The organism is Aeromonas sp. 602200, assembly GCF_049173895.1.
GTDB classification, from domain to species: domain Bacteria; phylum Pseudomonadota; class Gammaproteobacteria; order Enterobacterales; family Aeromonadaceae; genus Aeromonas; species Aeromonas veronii_A.
Genome location: NZ_JAAKSL010000011.1, coordinates 1 through 15,642, shown reverse-complemented (window position 1 = coordinate 15,642; position 15,642 = coordinate 1). Strand labels below are relative to the sequence as shown.

Annotated in this window: 18 protein-coding genes; 8 read left to right on the top strand and 10 right to left on the bottom strand. The window is 59.3% G+C overall.

Annotation, left to right across the window (positions count from 1 at the left end; all coding sequences use genetic code 11):
* Positions 1-348: 348 nt before the first annotated feature.
* Positions 349-1,602 (bottom strand): phospholipase D-like domain-containing protein, encoded by a 1,254-nt coding sequence (locus G5221_RS13650; protein ID WP_421263409.1) that lies wholly within the window; start codon positions 1,600-1,602, stop codon positions 349-351.
* 73 nt (positions 1,603-1,675) lie between these two features.
* Here G5221_RS13650 and G5221_RS13645 point away from each other — a divergent pair, with 73 nt between their 5' ends.
* The gene (locus G5221_RS13645; RefSeq protein WP_200879906.1) at positions 1,676-1,852 is read left to right on the top strand and encodes a hypothetical protein; all 177 of its coding nucleotides are present in this window, start codon (positions 1,676-1,678) and stop codon (positions 1,850-1,852) included.
* On the opposite strand, the gene G5221_RS13640 is transcribed toward G5221_RS13645, so the two are convergent.
* From G5221_RS13640 to tatA, 3 genes are all read right to left on the bottom strand, one after another.
* The gene (locus tag G5221_RS13640; RefSeq protein WP_421263408.1) at positions 1,830-3,251 is read right to left on the bottom strand and encodes a transglycosylase SLT domain-containing protein; all 1,422 of its coding nucleotides are present in this window, start codon (positions 3,249-3,251) and stop codon (positions 1,830-1,832) included. The genes G5221_RS13645 and G5221_RS13640 overlap by 23 nt on opposite strands.
* A 228-nt stretch (positions 3,252-3,479) precedes the next feature.
* Positions 3,480-3,782: a YfcZ/YiiS family protein gene (locus G5221_RS13635; RefSeq protein ID WP_101531245.1), complete on the bottom strand. Its 303-nt coding sequence runs from the start codon at positions 3,780-3,782 to the stop codon at positions 3,480-3,482.
* A gap of 16 nt (positions 3,783-3,798) precedes the next feature.
* The gene (tatA, locus tag G5221_RS13630) at positions 3,799-3,960 is read right to left on the bottom strand and encodes a twin-arginine translocase TatA/TatE family subunit (protein ID WP_005339944.1); all 162 of its coding nucleotides are present in this window, start codon (positions 3,958-3,960) and stop codon (positions 3,799-3,801) included.
* 276 nt (positions 3,961-4,236) lie between these two features.
* Here tatA and G5221_RS13625 point away from each other — a divergent pair, with 276 nt between their 5' ends.
* Complete coding sequence (locus tag G5221_RS13625) at positions 4,237-5,205, top strand: LysR family transcriptional regulator (RefSeq protein ID WP_005357635.1); 969 nt, start codon at positions 4,237-4,239, stop codon at positions 5,203-5,205.
* Between the two features lie 76 nt (positions 5,206-5,281).
* Here G5221_RS13625 and G5221_RS13620 read toward each other — a convergent pair whose 3' ends face one another.
* Positions 5,282-5,881, bottom strand: coding sequence for a YhgN family NAAT transporter (locus tag G5221_RS13620; RefSeq protein WP_042057060.1), 600 nt, complete (start codon positions 5,879-5,881; stop codon positions 5,282-5,284).
* Positions 5,882-5,980: 99 nt separating this feature from the next.
* A complete protein-coding gene (locus G5221_RS13615) occupies positions 5,981-6,226 on the bottom strand; it encodes a YecH family metal-binding protein (RefSeq protein ID WP_201984085.1) in 246 nt (81 codons plus the stop codon).
* 209 nt (positions 6,227-6,435) lie between these two features.
* Here G5221_RS13615 and G5221_RS13610 point away from each other — a divergent pair, with 209 nt between their 5' ends.
* The gene (locus G5221_RS13610) at positions 6,436-7,719 is read left to right on the top strand and encodes a dicarboxylate/amino acid:cation symporter (protein WP_421263407.1); all 1,284 of its coding nucleotides are present in this window, start codon (positions 6,436-6,438) and stop codon (positions 7,717-7,719) included.
* An 11-nt stretch (positions 7,720-7,730) separates the two neighbouring features.
* Here the strand turns inward: G5221_RS13610 and G5221_RS13605 are convergent, their stop codons facing one another.
* Both G5221_RS13605 and G5221_RS13600 read right to left on the bottom strand, forming a co-directional pair.
* Positions 7,731-8,045, bottom strand: coding sequence for a DUF2007 domain-containing protein (locus G5221_RS13605; RefSeq protein WP_005339933.1), 315 nt, complete (start codon positions 8,043-8,045; stop codon positions 7,731-7,733).
* A gap of 9 nt (positions 8,046-8,054) precedes the next feature.
* On the bottom strand, positions 8,055-8,957 hold the full coding sequence (locus G5221_RS13600) for a LysR family transcriptional regulator (RefSeq protein WP_019444678.1): 903 nt from the start codon (positions 8,955-8,957) through the stop codon (positions 8,055-8,057).
* A 96-nt stretch (positions 8,958-9,053) separates the two neighbouring features.
* Here G5221_RS13600 and G5221_RS13595 point away from each other — a divergent pair, with 96 nt between their 5' ends.
* Together G5221_RS13595 and G5221_RS13590 are read left to right on the top strand one after the other, a co-directional pair.
* Positions 9,054-10,106, top strand: a complete 1,053-nt coding sequence (locus G5221_RS13595; RefSeq protein WP_421263406.1) for an HlyD family secretion protein — start codon at positions 9,054-9,056, stop codon at positions 10,104-10,106.
* Positions 10,106-11,659, top strand: coding sequence for a DHA2 family efflux MFS transporter permease subunit (locus tag G5221_RS13590; protein WP_421263405.1), 1,554 nt, complete (start codon positions 10,106-10,108; stop codon positions 11,657-11,659). The genes G5221_RS13595 and G5221_RS13590 overlap by 1 nt, the downstream gene beginning before the upstream one ends.
* Positions 11,660-11,736: 77 nt before the next feature.
* Here the strand turns inward: G5221_RS13590 and G5221_RS13585 are convergent, their stop codons facing one another.
* Positions 11,737-12,363 (bottom strand): lysoplasmalogenase, encoded by a 627-nt coding sequence (locus G5221_RS13585; RefSeq protein ID WP_421223133.1) that lies wholly within the window; start codon positions 12,361-12,363, stop codon positions 11,737-11,739.
* A 175-nt stretch (positions 12,364-12,538) separates the two neighbouring features.
* Between G5221_RS13585 and G5221_RS13580 the strand changes: the two genes are divergently transcribed.
* Entirely contained in the window at positions 12,539-12,694 is a 156-nt protein-coding gene (locus G5221_RS13580) for a hypothetical protein (protein WP_164537866.1), read from the top strand.
* A gap of 216 nt (positions 12,695-12,910) precedes the next feature.
* Here the strand turns inward: G5221_RS13580 and G5221_RS13575 are convergent, their stop codons facing one another.
* The gene (locus tag G5221_RS13575; RefSeq protein WP_216952228.1) at positions 12,911-14,029 is read right to left on the bottom strand and encodes a fatty acid desaturase; all 1,119 of its coding nucleotides are present in this window, start codon (positions 14,027-14,029) and stop codon (positions 12,911-12,913) included.
* Between the two features lie 147 nt (positions 14,030-14,176).
* On the opposite strand from G5221_RS13575, the gene fabR reads away from it, so the two are divergent.
* Both fabR and G5221_RS13565 read left to right on the top strand, forming a co-directional pair.
* Complete coding sequence (fabR, locus tag G5221_RS13570) at positions 14,177-14,797, top strand: HTH-type transcriptional repressor FabR (protein WP_005339921.1); 621 nt, start codon at positions 14,177-14,179, stop codon at positions 14,795-14,797.
* A gap of 19 nt (positions 14,798-14,816) precedes the next feature.
* The gene (locus G5221_RS13565; RefSeq protein WP_005339919.1) at positions 14,817-15,182 is read left to right on the top strand and encodes a YijD family membrane protein; all 366 of its coding nucleotides are present in this window, start codon (positions 14,817-14,819) and stop codon (positions 15,180-15,182) included.
* The last annotated feature ends 460 nt before the right edge of the window (positions 15,183-15,642 follow it).

Sequence of the window (15,642 nt, the reverse complement as noted above, 5' to 3'; positions counted from 1 at the left end):
GGAGTCCGGCCACGCCAGGTCTCTGTTTCACTTTCCGATAGTTCGCGACCCATCTTAAGTACGCGCCAATTGCAGCAATGCAACCGGCCAGCTACCCGTTACAACCTTCGTCCACACGGCAGACAAGCCGCCGTGTTTGTCCTTGCAACTGAAATATTACGCATAAAAACAAAATAAAAAACGTTTTTATGCTAATTCCATTCACATCAGAGTACAAAAAACAGCCTTATCATCACCACTAAATTGTTATAAAACAGCAAGATAGATTCATTCATGGTTATTCACCCGCAAAGGGCATCAGCAATGGCTTACAAGGCTTTGCGAGATCTCGCACAAAAAATGGCTGCCTTACAGCCAACGGCGCAGGGGCAACCAGTCACTCAGACGGGCTATCAGTCGCCTTGGCCACCCCTCGGGTTTGCGCGGCAATCCACCGGCCTGCTCCTGCCAGCGAGCCAGCCACGTTCGCAGCGCCTCGCAGATCGGCAGGCAGTGCAGATGCAGCATCAGTTCGGTATTGAGAAACAGCGAGCGGGGATCGAGATTAAGGCTGCCAAACAGCGCCCGCTCCTTCCCCAGCAGGATCAGCTTGGCGTGCAGGCTGCCGTGGCCATGATCAAACTCGGCGACCCGGATCCCGCGGCGCAGCAACCAGCCGAGATAGCGCTGATAGGGGCCATAGACCAGCGGCACATCGGTGCTGGCCAGCGAGTTGGTGAGAATGTCGATGGCGACCCCCTGCTGACGTAGCCGCGCCAGACGGTGCCGAAACCCGCGAGTAAGGATGAGGTAAGGGGTCACCAACCCCAGCGAGCCTGGATTGTCAGCCAGCTGACGCCAGAGCTGACGGGCGGTGGTGGGACGGGAGATGAGCCCCTTGCCGGGACGGTCGAACCATACCTCTGCCCGCCCCTCGTGCCACTGCAGCGGTACATCGCTCTCGTCAAACAGCGCCGCGGGCAGATCATAGACCGTCGCCACCGCCGGATCCGTCATGGTGAACAGGAAGTCGTTGACCACCTCTATTTCGGCGGGCAGCAGCTCGCGGCGCAGCAGATGGCGGATGGGGTGACTCCAACGGCTGTGCCAGAACTGCTCGAACCCCTGCGCCATCTGCTGGCACAGTCCCCCCTGACAGGCGAGATCGAGATCCACGAAGGGGGCTTGCGGATCCAGACCGAAGTAGCGATCGCCTATGTTGCGCCCGCCGATCAGCGCCAGCTTGCCATCCACCAGCAGCAGTTTGTTATGCATCCGGTGGTTGATGCGGCGAAAGCTGAGCAGCCCCTCCAGCAGCAGTGCCAGCGGGCGCCAGCCCCGCAGCCAGAAGGGGTTGAACAGCCGCACTTCGATCCCGGGGTAGTGAGCCACCATCTCCAGAAAGCGGTTGTCACCGGCATAGAGATCATCCACCAGCAGCTGCACCTTGACGCCGCGCCGAGCGGCGTGGAGCAGCTCGCTCAGCAGCAGCTTGCCGCTGCTGTCCTCTTCCCAGCTGTAGTACTGCGCCTGGATCCGCTCGCGAGCATGGCGGATCCAGTGACAACGCACCTTGAGCGCCAGCTGGGGATCGTCGATCAGGGCAAAGGATCCGGGGATCATGGTGTCATCCTGCTGTCATGGCCGGGTGTCATAACGCTGGCGAGCCTCTTCACATATTCAAAAGGAGTTGCTGATGGAACTGCATGATACCCCGATGTTGCGCTATCTGGGCCAGCTCAGCCAGCCAGATCTCATCCCGGCCACCGGCCCCGCCCACTGGTTCCTGCAACACAGGGACGGTGGCTGGCAATTGCCGACCGTGCAGGCGACCCTGCCGGTCAACCGGCTCAGGGCTGAGCAGCTTCGATAGCGGCAGCCTTACCCTCGATCTGGGGCAAGCTGAAACGATAGGCTACGTAGTACTTGTAGATGGTGCCGACATAGTTGATCGGCCCCTGCCCGACTTCGTTGGCCACCAGCTGATCTACGTTGCCGAACCAGACGTTGGGATCGAACCCCAGTTTCTCCGCCTTGCCTCGCAGCGCCTGCACCCGGTTTGGCCCGGCGTTGTAGGCGGCGAGGGCAAACAGGTGGCGGTTGAGCCGATCCAGCTTGGGATCATTGAAGTAGGTATCGAGGATCAACCGCATGTAGCGGCAGGCGGCCTCCACATTGCCCTCCAGCGTGGTGAGTCTGGCGCCGTTGATGCCGACCTCCCGCCCCGTGCTGGGCAGCAGTTGCATGATGCCCACGGCCCCCTTGTGCGAACGCGCCTTGGGATTGAGGCCGGACTCCTTGTAGCCGAGCGCCGCCAGCATCAGCCAGTCGAGATCGTATTGATTGGCGTACTTCTCCAGCACTTTGCGAATGGTCGCAAGGCGCCCCATGGGATCTGGCGCCAGGATATTGCTCATCTGCTCGCTGTGAACCAGCAACCGGCGCAGGGTCATGTCGCTGTAGAGGCTGTTGCGGCTGACGCTCGCCAGATAGCCATTGACCGCTTTCAGCAGCTCGGGGCTGTTCTTGCGCAGCGCCCAGCCACTGGTGCCGTTGCTGCGCAGGGGGATCAACTTGTGAGCCTTGAGACCGGAGATCATGCCACTCAGCCAGATCCGCCCCTTGTAGCTGTCGGTCACCGTCAGGGGAATAATGCCGGCGGCCACCATCTCCAGCAGATCGCCATCCTGTAGATATTCGGGCACCGTCTCGATATAGACGGGGGGCAGCCCCAACTCGCGAAACAACCAGTTGAGCTGGCGCAAGCTCTCGTAGTAGCTGGAGCTGGCCCGCACCCAGACCCGCCTGCCGGAGAGCTGGGTAATGCGGCTGAAGGCGGGCAGGCTGTTCTGGCTAACCACCCACTCCTCGATGGAAGAGATGAGCGGCCGGGAGAAGGCCACCTGTTCACGCCGGGTCGGGGTCACCGTCATGGTCGCCGCCACCAGATCCCCACGCCCCTCGGTCAGATAGTCCAGCAGCTTGTCCTGCCGCACCGGGATGTAGACCACCTTGAGTTTGACCTTCTCTTTAGCGAGATAGGTGTTGTTCAGCCAGCGCTCGAATCCTTGCAGCTGATTGACCAGAATGCCGTACTGGGTGCCGCGATCGAGAAAATAGAAACCGCGCTCATAGACCACCAGAGCCCTGAGTTCGCGCTTTTGCAGAATGCTTTCGAGGTCCCCGGGTTGGGGCAAACGCACCGGCTTGAGCTCAGCCGCCAGCAGGGAAAAACAGCAGAGGGCCAGCAGAGCCCAAATCCAGCGTCGCATCACGATGGCTGCCCCTGTGCTGAGGTCACGCCTGCTGCCTGTTGGCAGCACGGATCACGATAAAGGGTGGGATTGGGGGCAGAGATCCATCGCTGCGTCATGATATTTACGCCTTCTGTTGGCCGACTCGCGCCGGGCAAAACGTCTGTGGGATAGAGTAACTATAGAACGCCGACCCACAGCAGAAGGGTCAACACGGCAGGCAAACCTGCCGCGTTATCAGACAACTCAGATAGAGCGGGCCCGCATTTCGAAAATCAGTTTTTCGGCGGTGCAGGTGAATTGCAGGCGGGCTTTCAGGATCACGCCGTTGGCGCCCTGGGTCAGTTCGCTGCTCACTTGAGCTTCGGCGGTGACCTGTTTGGCCAGTGCTTCATAGGCAGCCAGCTTGGCGCGGGCATCCGCCTCGGCCGCGGCTTCAATAACCAGCTCCATCACATCGTCGCCTTCGCCGATGATGGTGCCGATCTCGGCAAAACAGCCGCAGCTGTCACAGGTTTCGTTCAGTTCAACTTTCTCGTCTACAGACATTTTCTACTCCTACTGCTTATTTCGGATGATTTGCGTCGTCACGCATCGCCTTGCGAAAATCTTTGATGGCGGTCCCCAGATCCTCACCTGCACTGGCAAGACGCTTGCTGCCGAAGACCAGCACAACGACCAGCAAGAGGATCAGCATATGCCAGATATGAATTCCACCGAGTCCCATAGGGATACTCCCTCACAAAGAGATATCTGTTACTTGTATCAAAATAGAGCGCAGGGATTGTTGGGCAAAATCAAGGCAGGTGCAAGTGAGCAAATAAATCATAGCCAAAAAATAGGGCGACCCTGAGGTCGCCATATTGATTGTGCTACATGTCCCCTCAACCGCTACATCCTGTACCAGTGGTTCATGCGAACCTGAGACCATTCGAGGATAAGATCGCCAAGATATGAAAACAAATGGTATAAATTCATCTTAGAATTGAAGAGGATTCATATCATGCTGCTGGAACAACTGGGTCGCATCGACCTCAATTTGCTGATTATCCTGCAGGTACTGCTGGAGGAGCGCAACGGCAGCAAGGCGGCACGCCGCCTTCATCTGAGCCAGTCCGCCGTCAGCAAAGCCCTCGGCCGTCTGCGCGATACCTTCAATGATCCCCTCTTCATCCGCTCTGCCTACGGGCTGGAACCCACCGGCCGTGCCCTTGCGCTGCAACAGCAGTTGCAGCCCATCCTGCTGTCGCTGGACAACCTGATCCAGCCGCCCGAGTTCGACCCCGCCAGCTCGGAGCGAGAGTTCGTCATCGCCAGCATGGACAGCGCCTTTACCCTATTTGCCCCGCTCTACCTGAGCGAGCTGAAGCGGCAGGCACCAAGGATCCGCTTGCGTTACGAGGAGTGGACCGAGAACAGTCTGACCGAGATGAGTCAGGGACAGGTGGACATCGCCTTCGCGGTGCGGGAGAACTGCATCAGCTCCGATTATCGACTCGATACCCTGCCCGACAGCATCTGTCAGCGAGTGCTGGCGGTCGATGATCTCACCTGTCTGGTGCAGCAGCACCACCCCGCGCTGCGGGAGCCCAACTGGAATCTGGAGCACTACCTCAGTTATCCCCATGTGCAGACTTACTGCGAGGGGCGGGACCGCTGGATGCTGGATCACAAGCTGGCAGAGCAGGATCTCTACCGGCGTATCGAGGCAACCGTGCCCTCCTTCGAGGCGGCGTTGCGGATGGGGATGCACTCCGACATGATAGTGACCCTCTCCAGGCTCTACGCCCGCCACGCTACCCAGGTCTATCCGCTGTTGCAGCTGCCGCTACCCATCGGGTTGGACAGCATCTCCCACCTGCTGATCTGGCATCAGCGTCACAGCGAGGATCCGGGCCACCGCTGGCTGCGGGAATTGCTGCTCTCCCTCATCATGAGCAAACTGGAACCCGCAGCGACCACTCACGGCTGACGGCACGCCTTCTCGGCAACAAAAAAGAACGGGGCTCTGCGTAGCCCCGTTTCATTCATTTCAACATGTAACCCACTCAGCCTTGGCCGGTCACTGCCAGATAGTGATGTACCCCATCCAGCAGCATCTGGACCGAGATCATCACCAACAGCATCCCCATCAGCCGCTCCACCGCAGTGAGTCCCCGCTCACCCAGCAGCTTGTTGAATACCTCGTAGAACATCAGGATCACCGCGCTGGCAGCCCAGGCCATAAAGAGCGCCAGCGACCAGTCCACCATCCGGGCGGGCTCCTGATTGGCCAGCAGCATCAAAGAGGCGAGGATCGAAGGACCGGCGATCATCGGGATCGCCATCGGCACCAGGAAGGGCTCCTCGCCCGCCGCCAGTCCGGTCACGCCCCCCTCACTGGGGAAGATCATCTTGATGGCGATCAGGAACAGGATAATGCCTCCAGCAATGCTGACCGCCTCCTGCCGCAGGTTGAGGAAGCCGAGAATCTGCTGACCGACGAACAGGAACAGCATCATGATGGCCAGCGAGAAGAGCAGCTCGCGGATCATCACCTTGCGGCGCCGCTTGGGATCGATATGACGCAGGATAGAGAGGAAGACCGGCAGGTTGCCCAGCGGATCCATGATCAGAAACAGCATGACTGCGGCAGAGAAAGTATCCATACAACGCCCGGGCTACGCCCTGAATAGGGAAAAGAGAGGGGGCGAAATATAGCAAAGGGCGAAGAATTGAGCGAGCGCCATGATGCGCTCGCAGCGAGATTAACCGTGGTTGCAGATCTTGTCGGCGCGGGTCTGGAAACCCTCGGCCGAGTCGATGAATTTGCCGCGGGCAGCCAGAAAGTCGATCAGCGCTTCCGCATCCATCTCGCTGGCGCTGCAGGTATGAAAACGGGCCTCGGCACCGAACCGCTCGGCCATCGCCTGTTTCAGGCTGGCACGGGTAAATTGCCCCCCGTGTGCCAACATCATCTCCATCACTTCGTGACCATGAACCGATTGCGACATCTCTCACCTCAATAATAAACATATTTAATGCCAATTAAATATCTCCCCGCCCGGAGGGATCTTGATATAGGCCAATAAATTGCGCATTACCTGGTCAGGGGAGTGGTCACCGCCACCGCTTTGTCGATAATGTGGCAACCCGCGTCAGGGATCGCTACACTGGCGCCCCTTTTTGGCCATCGCAGACAATGTATAAGGATATTGGCGTCATGCTGTTCCATGGAGAGGCTCTCAAGCCCTGGCAGATCTGGACCCGCCGACCACTCTGGCTCAAGACCCTGATCGGCATGCTGATTGGCGTCGGCCTGGGCGTCGGCTTTGAAGAGCAAGCCCTGCTGCTCAAGCCCCTTGGCGTCTTGTTCGTCAACACCATCCAGATGCTGATGGTGCCTCTCATTTTCTGTTCGGTCATCGCCGGCCTCACCTCGCTGCTCAAGGGCAAGGCCCTCGACCGCATCGGCAGCAAGGCGATTTGTCTCTACTTCTTCTCGACCGCCATCGCCATCTGCATCGGCCTGATGATGGGCTGGCTGCTGGAGCCCGGCATGGGTGCCGACATGGGGCCCCATCAGCGACTCGGTGTGGCAACCCAACCCACCCTGGCCAGCGTGCTGAGCCATCTGGTGCCGAGCAACCCGGTACAGGCGATGGTGGATGGCAAGATCCTGCAAGTGATCGTCTTTGCAGTGGCGTTGGCGGTCGCCCTCAACGCCAGCGGTCGCCGTGGCCGCCCCGCCATCCTCTTCTTCACCTCGTTGGCCGAGGGGATGTTCAAGCTGACCCAGATGGTGATGGCGCTCGCCCCTTACGGTGTCTGCGCCCTGATGGCCTGGATGACCGGCAAATACGGCCTCGACCTGCTGCTGCCGCTGCTCAAGGTGATCGGCGCCGTCTACCTCGGCTGCCTGCTGCACGTGCTCGGGGTCTACAGCGGCCTGCTGCTCCTGCTGGCACGGCTCAATCCTTTGCACTACTTCAAGAGCATCGTTGATGCCCAGGCGGTTGCGTTTACCAGCAGCTCGAGCAGCAGTACCCTGCCCATCAGTCTGGCCTGCGCCGAGAAGCGGCTGGGAGTCTCCCCCGCCATCACTGCCAAGGTGCTGCCCATCGGCGCCACCATCAACATGGATGGCACCGCCCTCTATCAGGGAGTGACTGCGCTGTTCGTGGCTCAGGCATTCGGGGTGGATCTGCACATGGTCGATTACCTGACCATCATCAGCATCGCCACCCTGGCCAGTATCGGCACCGCTGGCACCCCGGGCACCGGGTTGATGCTGCTGACCCTGACCCTGACGGCGGTGGGCTTGCCGCTGGAAGGGGTGGCACTGATTGCAGGCATTGACCGGATCCTCGACATGGCACGCACCACGGTCAACGTATCGGGGGATATTCTGGTGTCGGTGCTGATCGCCCGCAGCGAAAACGAGCTGGATCTGGCGACCTATCACGATGCCAGCGCAGGGGAAGATATCGAGTTCCCGCCGCGCTAGCGGAAGAAAGATCAGCTGTCGTGGGGATCGTGATGACAGCGCCAGCAGACGTCGAAGTTGGCGCCGTTCTCCTCCCCGCACTGGCCGCACAGCCAGCCGTTACCCTGACGCTGCTGGTAACGCTCGATGACCCGTCCCGCCTTGCTGCGATCCTCGGCCCGCACCATCAGGGTCACCTGCAACATGTCGACCGGCAGTTCGCCAAGGGCGCCTGACAGCCCCTCGCCATTGAGGCGCACCAGCACCCCTTCCGCCTCCAGCGCCCCTTTCAACGCGTGCGCCTCCAGGGTGTGTGAGGCGCGATAGAGATTGATCCAGTTATCCATAGCTCCCCCTTACAACAACTTGTCGATGCCAAACTCGGCGCCGTTCTCAATCATGAAATCGATGAATGCCCGCAACTTGCGCGGCATCAGTTGCCGCTCCGGAAACAACAAATAAATCGGCACCCTGGGTTGCTGCCACTCTGGCAGCAGGATCACCAATTCGCCGCTGGCCAGCTCATCCTGACAGAGCATAGCGGGTAACGAAGCCAACCCCAGCCCCGCCTTCGCAGCCTCCCGGGCACAGGTAATATTATTGACCCGAAAACGGGAGGGGGGGTCAACCAGCACCTCTCTGCCATCCAGCTCGAAGCACCAGTGAGAGGCAAGAAACCCGCTGCTCACCGTCACCCGCTCGTGGTTGGCCAGATCCTCCGGCCGCTCGATGACCGGGCTGCGGGCCAGATAGTCCGGGCTGGCACAGAGCAGCCGTCCGGTGCTCCAGAGTCGGCGCGCCGCCAGATTGGAGTCGCTCATGTCGCCAATCCGCACCACCGCATCCAGCCCTTCGCTGATGGGATCCACCACCCGGTTGGTCAGCTCCAGCTCCACCTGCAGGGCGGGATAGGCCTGCAAAAACTTGGCGACCAGGCGCCCGACCACCAGTTGCCCCGTCTCGATAGGCACCGCCAGTTTGAGGGTGCCGGTCACCTCCTGCTGGCTGGCGCTCAGCATCAGTTCGGCTTCGGTCAGGGCATCGACCGCCTTGCTGCAGTGCAGGTAGTACTTCTCCCCCTCCTCGGTCAAAGTGAGCTGACGAGTGGAGCGATAGAGCAGACGCACTCCGAGCCGCTGTTCAAGCTCGGCGATGCGGCGGCTGACCATCGCCTTGGTCATCCCCAGCTCGCGGGCGGCCCCCGTAAACGAGCCCTTGTCGACGATACGCACCAGAATTAACGCGGCATTGAGATCCATTGTTGCACCAGTGAAACTGTATATCTCGTGAACCAATACTAATCGAAACAATTGACCAGTGTTAGCCTGCGCCCCTTAAGTTCAGGAATCACAAAAATGAGTCAACACAAAAAAATTCCCCTGCTGGCAGCCATGATATTGGCGCTGCTCGGTCTGCTGTTCGCCGGTTACTGGTATCTTCACGGCCGCTATTTTGAAAGCACCGACAACGCCTATCTGCAAAGTGAAGTGACCGGGATCAGCTCCAAGCTACCCGGTTATATTCGCGAAGTGCTGGTCACCGACAACCAGCCGGTCAAAGCGGGCCAGCTGATCGCCCGGCTCGATGATCGCGAATACAAAACCAGGGTCGCGGAGGCCGAAGCCGACCTGCGCCTCAATCAGGCGACGGCCGAAAATCTGGCCGCCACCCGCACCCAGCAACTGAGCATGATCCAGCAGGCCGAGGCCAAGGTCGCTTCCGCCAATGCCGAACAGCTGCGCGCCAGCCAGCAGGTCAACCGGATCAGTCAGCTCAACCAGCGCCACTACAGCTCGCAAGACAGTCTGGACGAGGTGCGTGCCGGCCTGCAGGTCAATCAGGCGCAAGCCCGGGAGGCCCAAGCCGCCCTGCAGGCGGCCCGTGAACGACTGCTGGTACTGGATGCCGAACGCAAACAGAATCTGGCCAAGCTGGCATTGAGCGAAGCACAACTGGAGCAGGCCAAGCTGGAGCTCGGCTACACCGAACTGCGGGCGCCAGCCGACGGCATCATAGGCAAGCGCAGCCTGCGGGAAGGGCTCTACGTCCAGTCCGGCATGCAGGTCGCCAGCCTGGTGCCGCTGCAGCAGGTGTGGGTCGAGGCCAACTTCAAGGAGACCCAGCTCGCCCATATGCAGCCGGGCCAGAAGGTCGAAGTGGTGCTCGATGCCTACCCGGATCAACCGGTCGAGGGGATCATCGACAGCCTGGCCCCGGCCACCGGTGCCAAGTTCGCCCTGCTGCCACCGGAGAATGCTACCGGCAACTTCACCAAAATCGTGCAGCGGGTACCGGTGAAGATCCGCATCCCCGAGCCAGGCCCGCTGGCAGGCAAGCTGCTGCCGGGTCTCTCCACCGAAGTGATCGTGGATACCCGCACTCCTGAGCCCGTGGTGGCTGCCAACTGATGGAACCCATTCCACGTCGCAACTGGATCGCGGTCATGGGGGGGCTTATCGGCGCCTTCATGGCCATCCTCGATATCCAGATCACCAATGCCTCCCTGAAGGATATTCAGGGGGCCCTGTCGGCCACCCTGAGCGAAAGCTCCTGGATCTCCACCTCCTATCTGGTGGCGGAGATGATCGCCATCCCCCTGAGCGGCTGGCTGAGCCGGGGGCTGAGCGTGCGCCGCTACCTGCTCTGGACCACCAGTGCGTTTATCGCCGCCTCCGTGCTCTGCTCGTTCAGCTGGAACCTCACCAGCATGATCGTCTTCCGGGCGCTGCAGGGCTTCACCGGCGGGGCGCTGATCCCGATGGCCTTCTCCCTCATCGTCACCCTGTTGCCGCTACAAAAGCGGGCCACCGGCATGGCGCTGTTTGGCCTCTGTGCCACCTTCGCCCCCGCCATCGGTCCGACCCTCGGCGGCTGGCTCACCGAGCAGATGTCGTGGCACTACATCTTCTATCTCAACGTGCCGCCGGGACTGCTGGTGATGGCCATGCTGGCCCACGGGCTTGATAAAAAACCGGTGGACTGGGCCGTGATCAAGCGGGTAGACCTCATCGGGATTGTCACCATGGCACTTGGCCTCGGCCTGCTGGAGGTGGTACTGGAAGAGGGCAATCGGGAAGACTGGTTCGGCTCAAGTTTCATCGTGCGACTGGCGGTCATCTCGGCAGTGGCGCTGGTGTTCTTCGTCATCAGCCAGCTGATCCGCCGTCACCCGCTGGTCAATCTGCGGTTGCTGCACAACCCGCGCTTCGCGCTGGCCTGCTTCGCCTATCTGATCCTCGGCATGGCGTTGATGGGCTCCATCTATGTGCTGCCGCTCTACATGACCCAGATCCACAACTACAACGCGCTGGAGATCGGCGAAGTCCTGATGTGGATGGGGCTGCCGCAACTGCTGGTGCTACCGCTGGTGCCCAAACTGACCCACAAGATAGACCCGCGCTATCTGGTGAGCTTCGGCTTCCTTATCTTCGCCGTCAGCTGCTTTATGAACGTCAACATGAGTGCCGACTACGCCGGGCCGCAGCTGATCCAGTCGCTTATCGTGCGGGCGCTGGGGCAGCCCTTCATCATGGTGCCGCTCTCCCTGGTCGCCACCGCCAGCCTGAGCCACGACGAGATCCCCTCCTCCTCGACCCTGCTCAACGTACTGCGCAACCTCGGTGGTGCGTTCGGTATCGCCATCATCGCGACCCTGCTCGACAACGATACCCGCACCCATGTGCTGCAAATTGGCAGCACTCTGGCCGCCAGCAGCATCGAGGGACAAACCTATCTGCTGCAGCTGGCCCAGAGCATGATGGCGCAGGGGTCAGGCCCCGAGATTGCCCAGCAGCAAGCCCACGCCATGCTGGCCAATACCATCAACCGGGAGGCGGCCATCATGGCCTACAACCAGGTGTTCTACATCATGGGGATCTTCCTGCTGATCGCCAGCGGCCTGATGCTGTTGCTCAAATCCCCCGCCCCACGGGCAGCGGATGCCGAACCGCTAGAGGAGTGAAAACCACCGGGCATAAAACGAAAAACGGGCCAATGCCCGTTTTTCTTTATCTGTTACCTGTACTCCACCACGTGGTGTTATCCCGCCAGCGAGCCCGCAATCAGGAATTGTGCCGCAAAATAGCTGCTCATCACCCAAGCGCGGGCGTGGGGAAAGGGGCGGCGGAAGCGATCGAGCGCCAGCATGCTGTCGGAGAAGAGGAACATCAGTGCCCCCACCAACGCTGCGGCAGAACCGGCAGTGAGAGAGGCGTGCCAGGCACCGGCGGCCACCCAGGCCATGCCGATAATCACCAGCATGTAGCAAAAGACCGGGATCCGCATCTCTCCCAGCTTGCCCCACAACAGGCCAAATACCATGCCAGCAATCAGCAACAGTAGCAAGCCGTCCACCAGATTGAGCAGCAGCGGTCCTTGGGCAAAGCCGACGATATAGCAGAGATGCGCGACAAGAAATGCCGCCAACCCTTGAATGAAGCGATCGCTTGGCAGCATCAGCAGCACATCGCCCGCCAGCGAGAGGCAGAGGCCGAGCAGGATCCAGGCGTGGGAACCGTCGTGGTCATAACTCTGGTAGCCGAACGCCAACGCGATGATAAACAGCATGGTCAGCGGCTTGCTGATATAGAACTGGCGGCTGTCTGAACCGTAGGCAGCACGGATGTGCCACCAACCTGAAGCGATGATCAAGAAACTCAATAACATGCCCTGCTCCTCACCTGTTGCTCGCAGTCATACGGCAACCGTTTTTATCATGGTGCAGGGTAACAAATTCCCTACCCCAGTGGCAGGGGTGCTGATCAAATGGACAGACTAAGCCTAAAGTCTAATTGCCGCCCCGAGTGGTTCAGGGCATAAGTGACGGGTCTGGAGGATCACCATGGAAGAAGCTATGAAGAATTATCTGCCCGCCATCGATATCATGATGTGCCATCTGGGGATCAGCTTTGAGCAGGCCTGCGAACAACTGGGTCTCAGCCAGCAGGAGCAACGGGCACTGGATCAATTGCAGCAACAGCAGAGCCAAGCCAACTAAGCCCTCCCGTTATTGGATATCATGATGCGCTATCTGGGGATCAGCTTTGAGCAGGCCTGTGAACAGCTGGGTCTCAGCCAGCAGGAGCAGCAGGCACTGGATCAGTTGCAGCAACAGCAGAGCCAAACCAACTAGCCCGTTCAAACATGCATACCAAAGAGAAGACCGCCAGCAGGCGGTCTTCTCTTTTAGTATGTGTGATACCCCGGCAAGGCATCATGCAATGCCTGCCAGCAGGCGACTCCAGTTGCGTTTACCAGCGATAAAGCCGTCACGCAGGGCCCGGTACTCCAGTTGCAGCTTGAGGCGGTCATAGCGCGCCAGCGCCTTGCGCTTGCGCAGCTCCAGCAGCCGCTTGCGACTAGCGTAATAGTGTTGCAACTGCTGGCTCAGCTTGTCGTACTCCTCCTGCAGCAGCGCCTGCCACAGTTCGCGATCTTCCTGCTTGCGCAACTTGGCTTGTGCCCGTTTCAGCTGCATCTGCAGCCGGGCTTGTTCGATACGCTCCTCCGGCGAAGATCTGAGATCTCCCGCCAGACCGCACCAGGAGGCGAGCCGGATCAACCACTTGGTCGGATCGAACTGCCACCAGTGAATGCCATTGCGGTAGTCATTCTCGAACAGGTGGTGAAAGTTGTGGTACCCCTCGCCAAAGGTGAAAAAAGCCAGGATGCCGTTATCGCGAGCGGTATTGCGGTCGGTATAGGGCTGACTGCCCCAGATGTGGGCCAGCGAATTGATGAAGAAGGTGGTGTGGTGAGTCATCACCATTCTCAGCACGCCTGCCAACAGCAACATGCCGAGCATATCCCCGTGCCATAGGCCGAGCAGCAGCGGCAGCCCCAGATTGGCCGCCAGCGCCAGCGTCAGATAGTGACGGTGCTGAAACGCGACCACCGGGTTGTTCTGCAGGTCACGCACATTATTGTAATCGCCATAGCGATCTCCCTGATGCTCCCGCAGCATCCAGCCGATGTGGGAATACCAGAAGCCGCGCCCCGCGCTGTAGGGGTCTTTATCGTTGTCATCCACATGACGATGGTGATGGCGGTGATCGGCCGACCAGTGCAGGGCCGAATTCTGCAGCGCCAACGCACCGCCGATGGCAAACAACCACTGCAAAGCGGGGTGCGCCTTGTAGGCCTTGTGCGACCAGAGCCGGTGATAGCCTGCGGTGATGGAGAGACCACTAAGGCAGAACAACAACAGGAAACTGGCCCACTGCCAGAGATCGTAACCGTGGCTCACGCCGTACCAGGGCACGACAATCAACGCCACTATCCCGGAGAGGGAGAACAGCAGGGTATTGGTGAAAATAATGGGGGGTCTGGCCATCTCATTGCATCCTTTCAGCGAACAGCTGTTAGCCATTTTCTATGGTGATTTCCTCACGGTCAATGGTAAAAAAATAGGATACAAACCTGATCCTGAGGCGCCTTCGGGTTATCATTTGTCCTCGTTAAGCTGAAGGTGACTGATTTCGTGGGTATTCGCGCTCAACAAAAAGAAAAAACCCGGCGTACATTGATCGATGCTGCATTCAGCCAACTGTGCGCCAATCGGAGTTTCTCCAATCTCAGCCTGCGGGAAGTCGCTCGCGAAGCGGGTATCGCGCCCACCTCTTTCTATCGCCACTTTCGCGATATGGAGGAACTGGGCCTGACCCTGGTTGACGAAGGAGGCCTTACCCTGCGCCAACTGATGCGCCAGGCACGCCAGCGCATTGCCGGTGGTGGCAGTGTCATCAGCACCTCGGTGCAGACCTTTATGGAGTTTGTCGAGAACAACCCCAACATCTTCCGGCTGCTGCTGCGGGAACGCTCCGGCACCTCGGCCGCCTTTCGTCAGGCGGTGGCTCGCGAAATCCAGCACTTTATCGCAGAGCTGACCGATTATCTGGAAGCCACCACCGAAGCACCACGGGAAGATGCCTACATCCAGGCAGAAGCCATGGTCACCATCGTCTTCAGTGCCGGTGCCGATGCACTCGACATGACCAGCGAAGAGTGCCGTGCACTCTCCGACCGAACAATTCGCCAACTGCGGATGATCGCCATGGGCGCCGAGGTACAAAACCAGAAGCGCCGTGAACCTCACCCATGACCACAGGATGGAGAACGATATGACTGAACAGCTTATGATCCCGAAAAAACCGCTCGCCATGGCCATGCTGATTGGTATCTGTGGCGATGCCTCTCTGGCCGTGCTGACCAACTCGGTCGTGCCTTTCTCCTTCTTCCCGCTGATTGCCCTCTGGCTGGCGGCCTATCAGCTGTTCCAGCACTATCGCCATGAACCCATGGTGGGCAACACCCCCATCTGCACCCTGCTCTGCTTCTTTATCGGTGTCTTCGGCCACTCCGCGCTGCTCAAGGTGCAATACCCGGAGCTTGGCAGCAACTTCTTCTCCCTGATCATGATGCTGCTGTTACTGGCAGCCCTCTCCATCAAGCTCGGCCTGAGCATTGGCAACAAAGAGAAGCCCTGATAAATCGACCGAGTGATGGTAATCAGCTGATACATAAAGCAAAGAGGCCTTCCCGTCGGGAAGGCCTCTTTGCTTGAACGATACCTGATTAATACGGCAATCTCGGTATTCCCAACCTAGCCAAGCTGCTGGCCTTCAAGATCGATGTGCAGATGGAAGAGGGGGTGATCAATATGGAACTGCCCTGTAGCCAGCAGGCAGCAGAAGGCTGATTTGGCCGCCTGTAAACTCGCTCAAATGGCTGATAAGGCTCGGATATAGCCAGAAAATGGTGGAAATAATCGGCTATCTGGCACTCTTACTTGGCAGAGAAAAGCCAGATATTGGTGGTTTAAGGCGCTAAAAATACAAAAGCCCGGTTATGAAACCGGGCTTTGTGTTGATTCTGGTGTGCAACCATCGGGGTTAGTGGGTAAAAACCGCCCATAGCAAAAAGGCCTTCCCATCTGGGAAGGCCTTT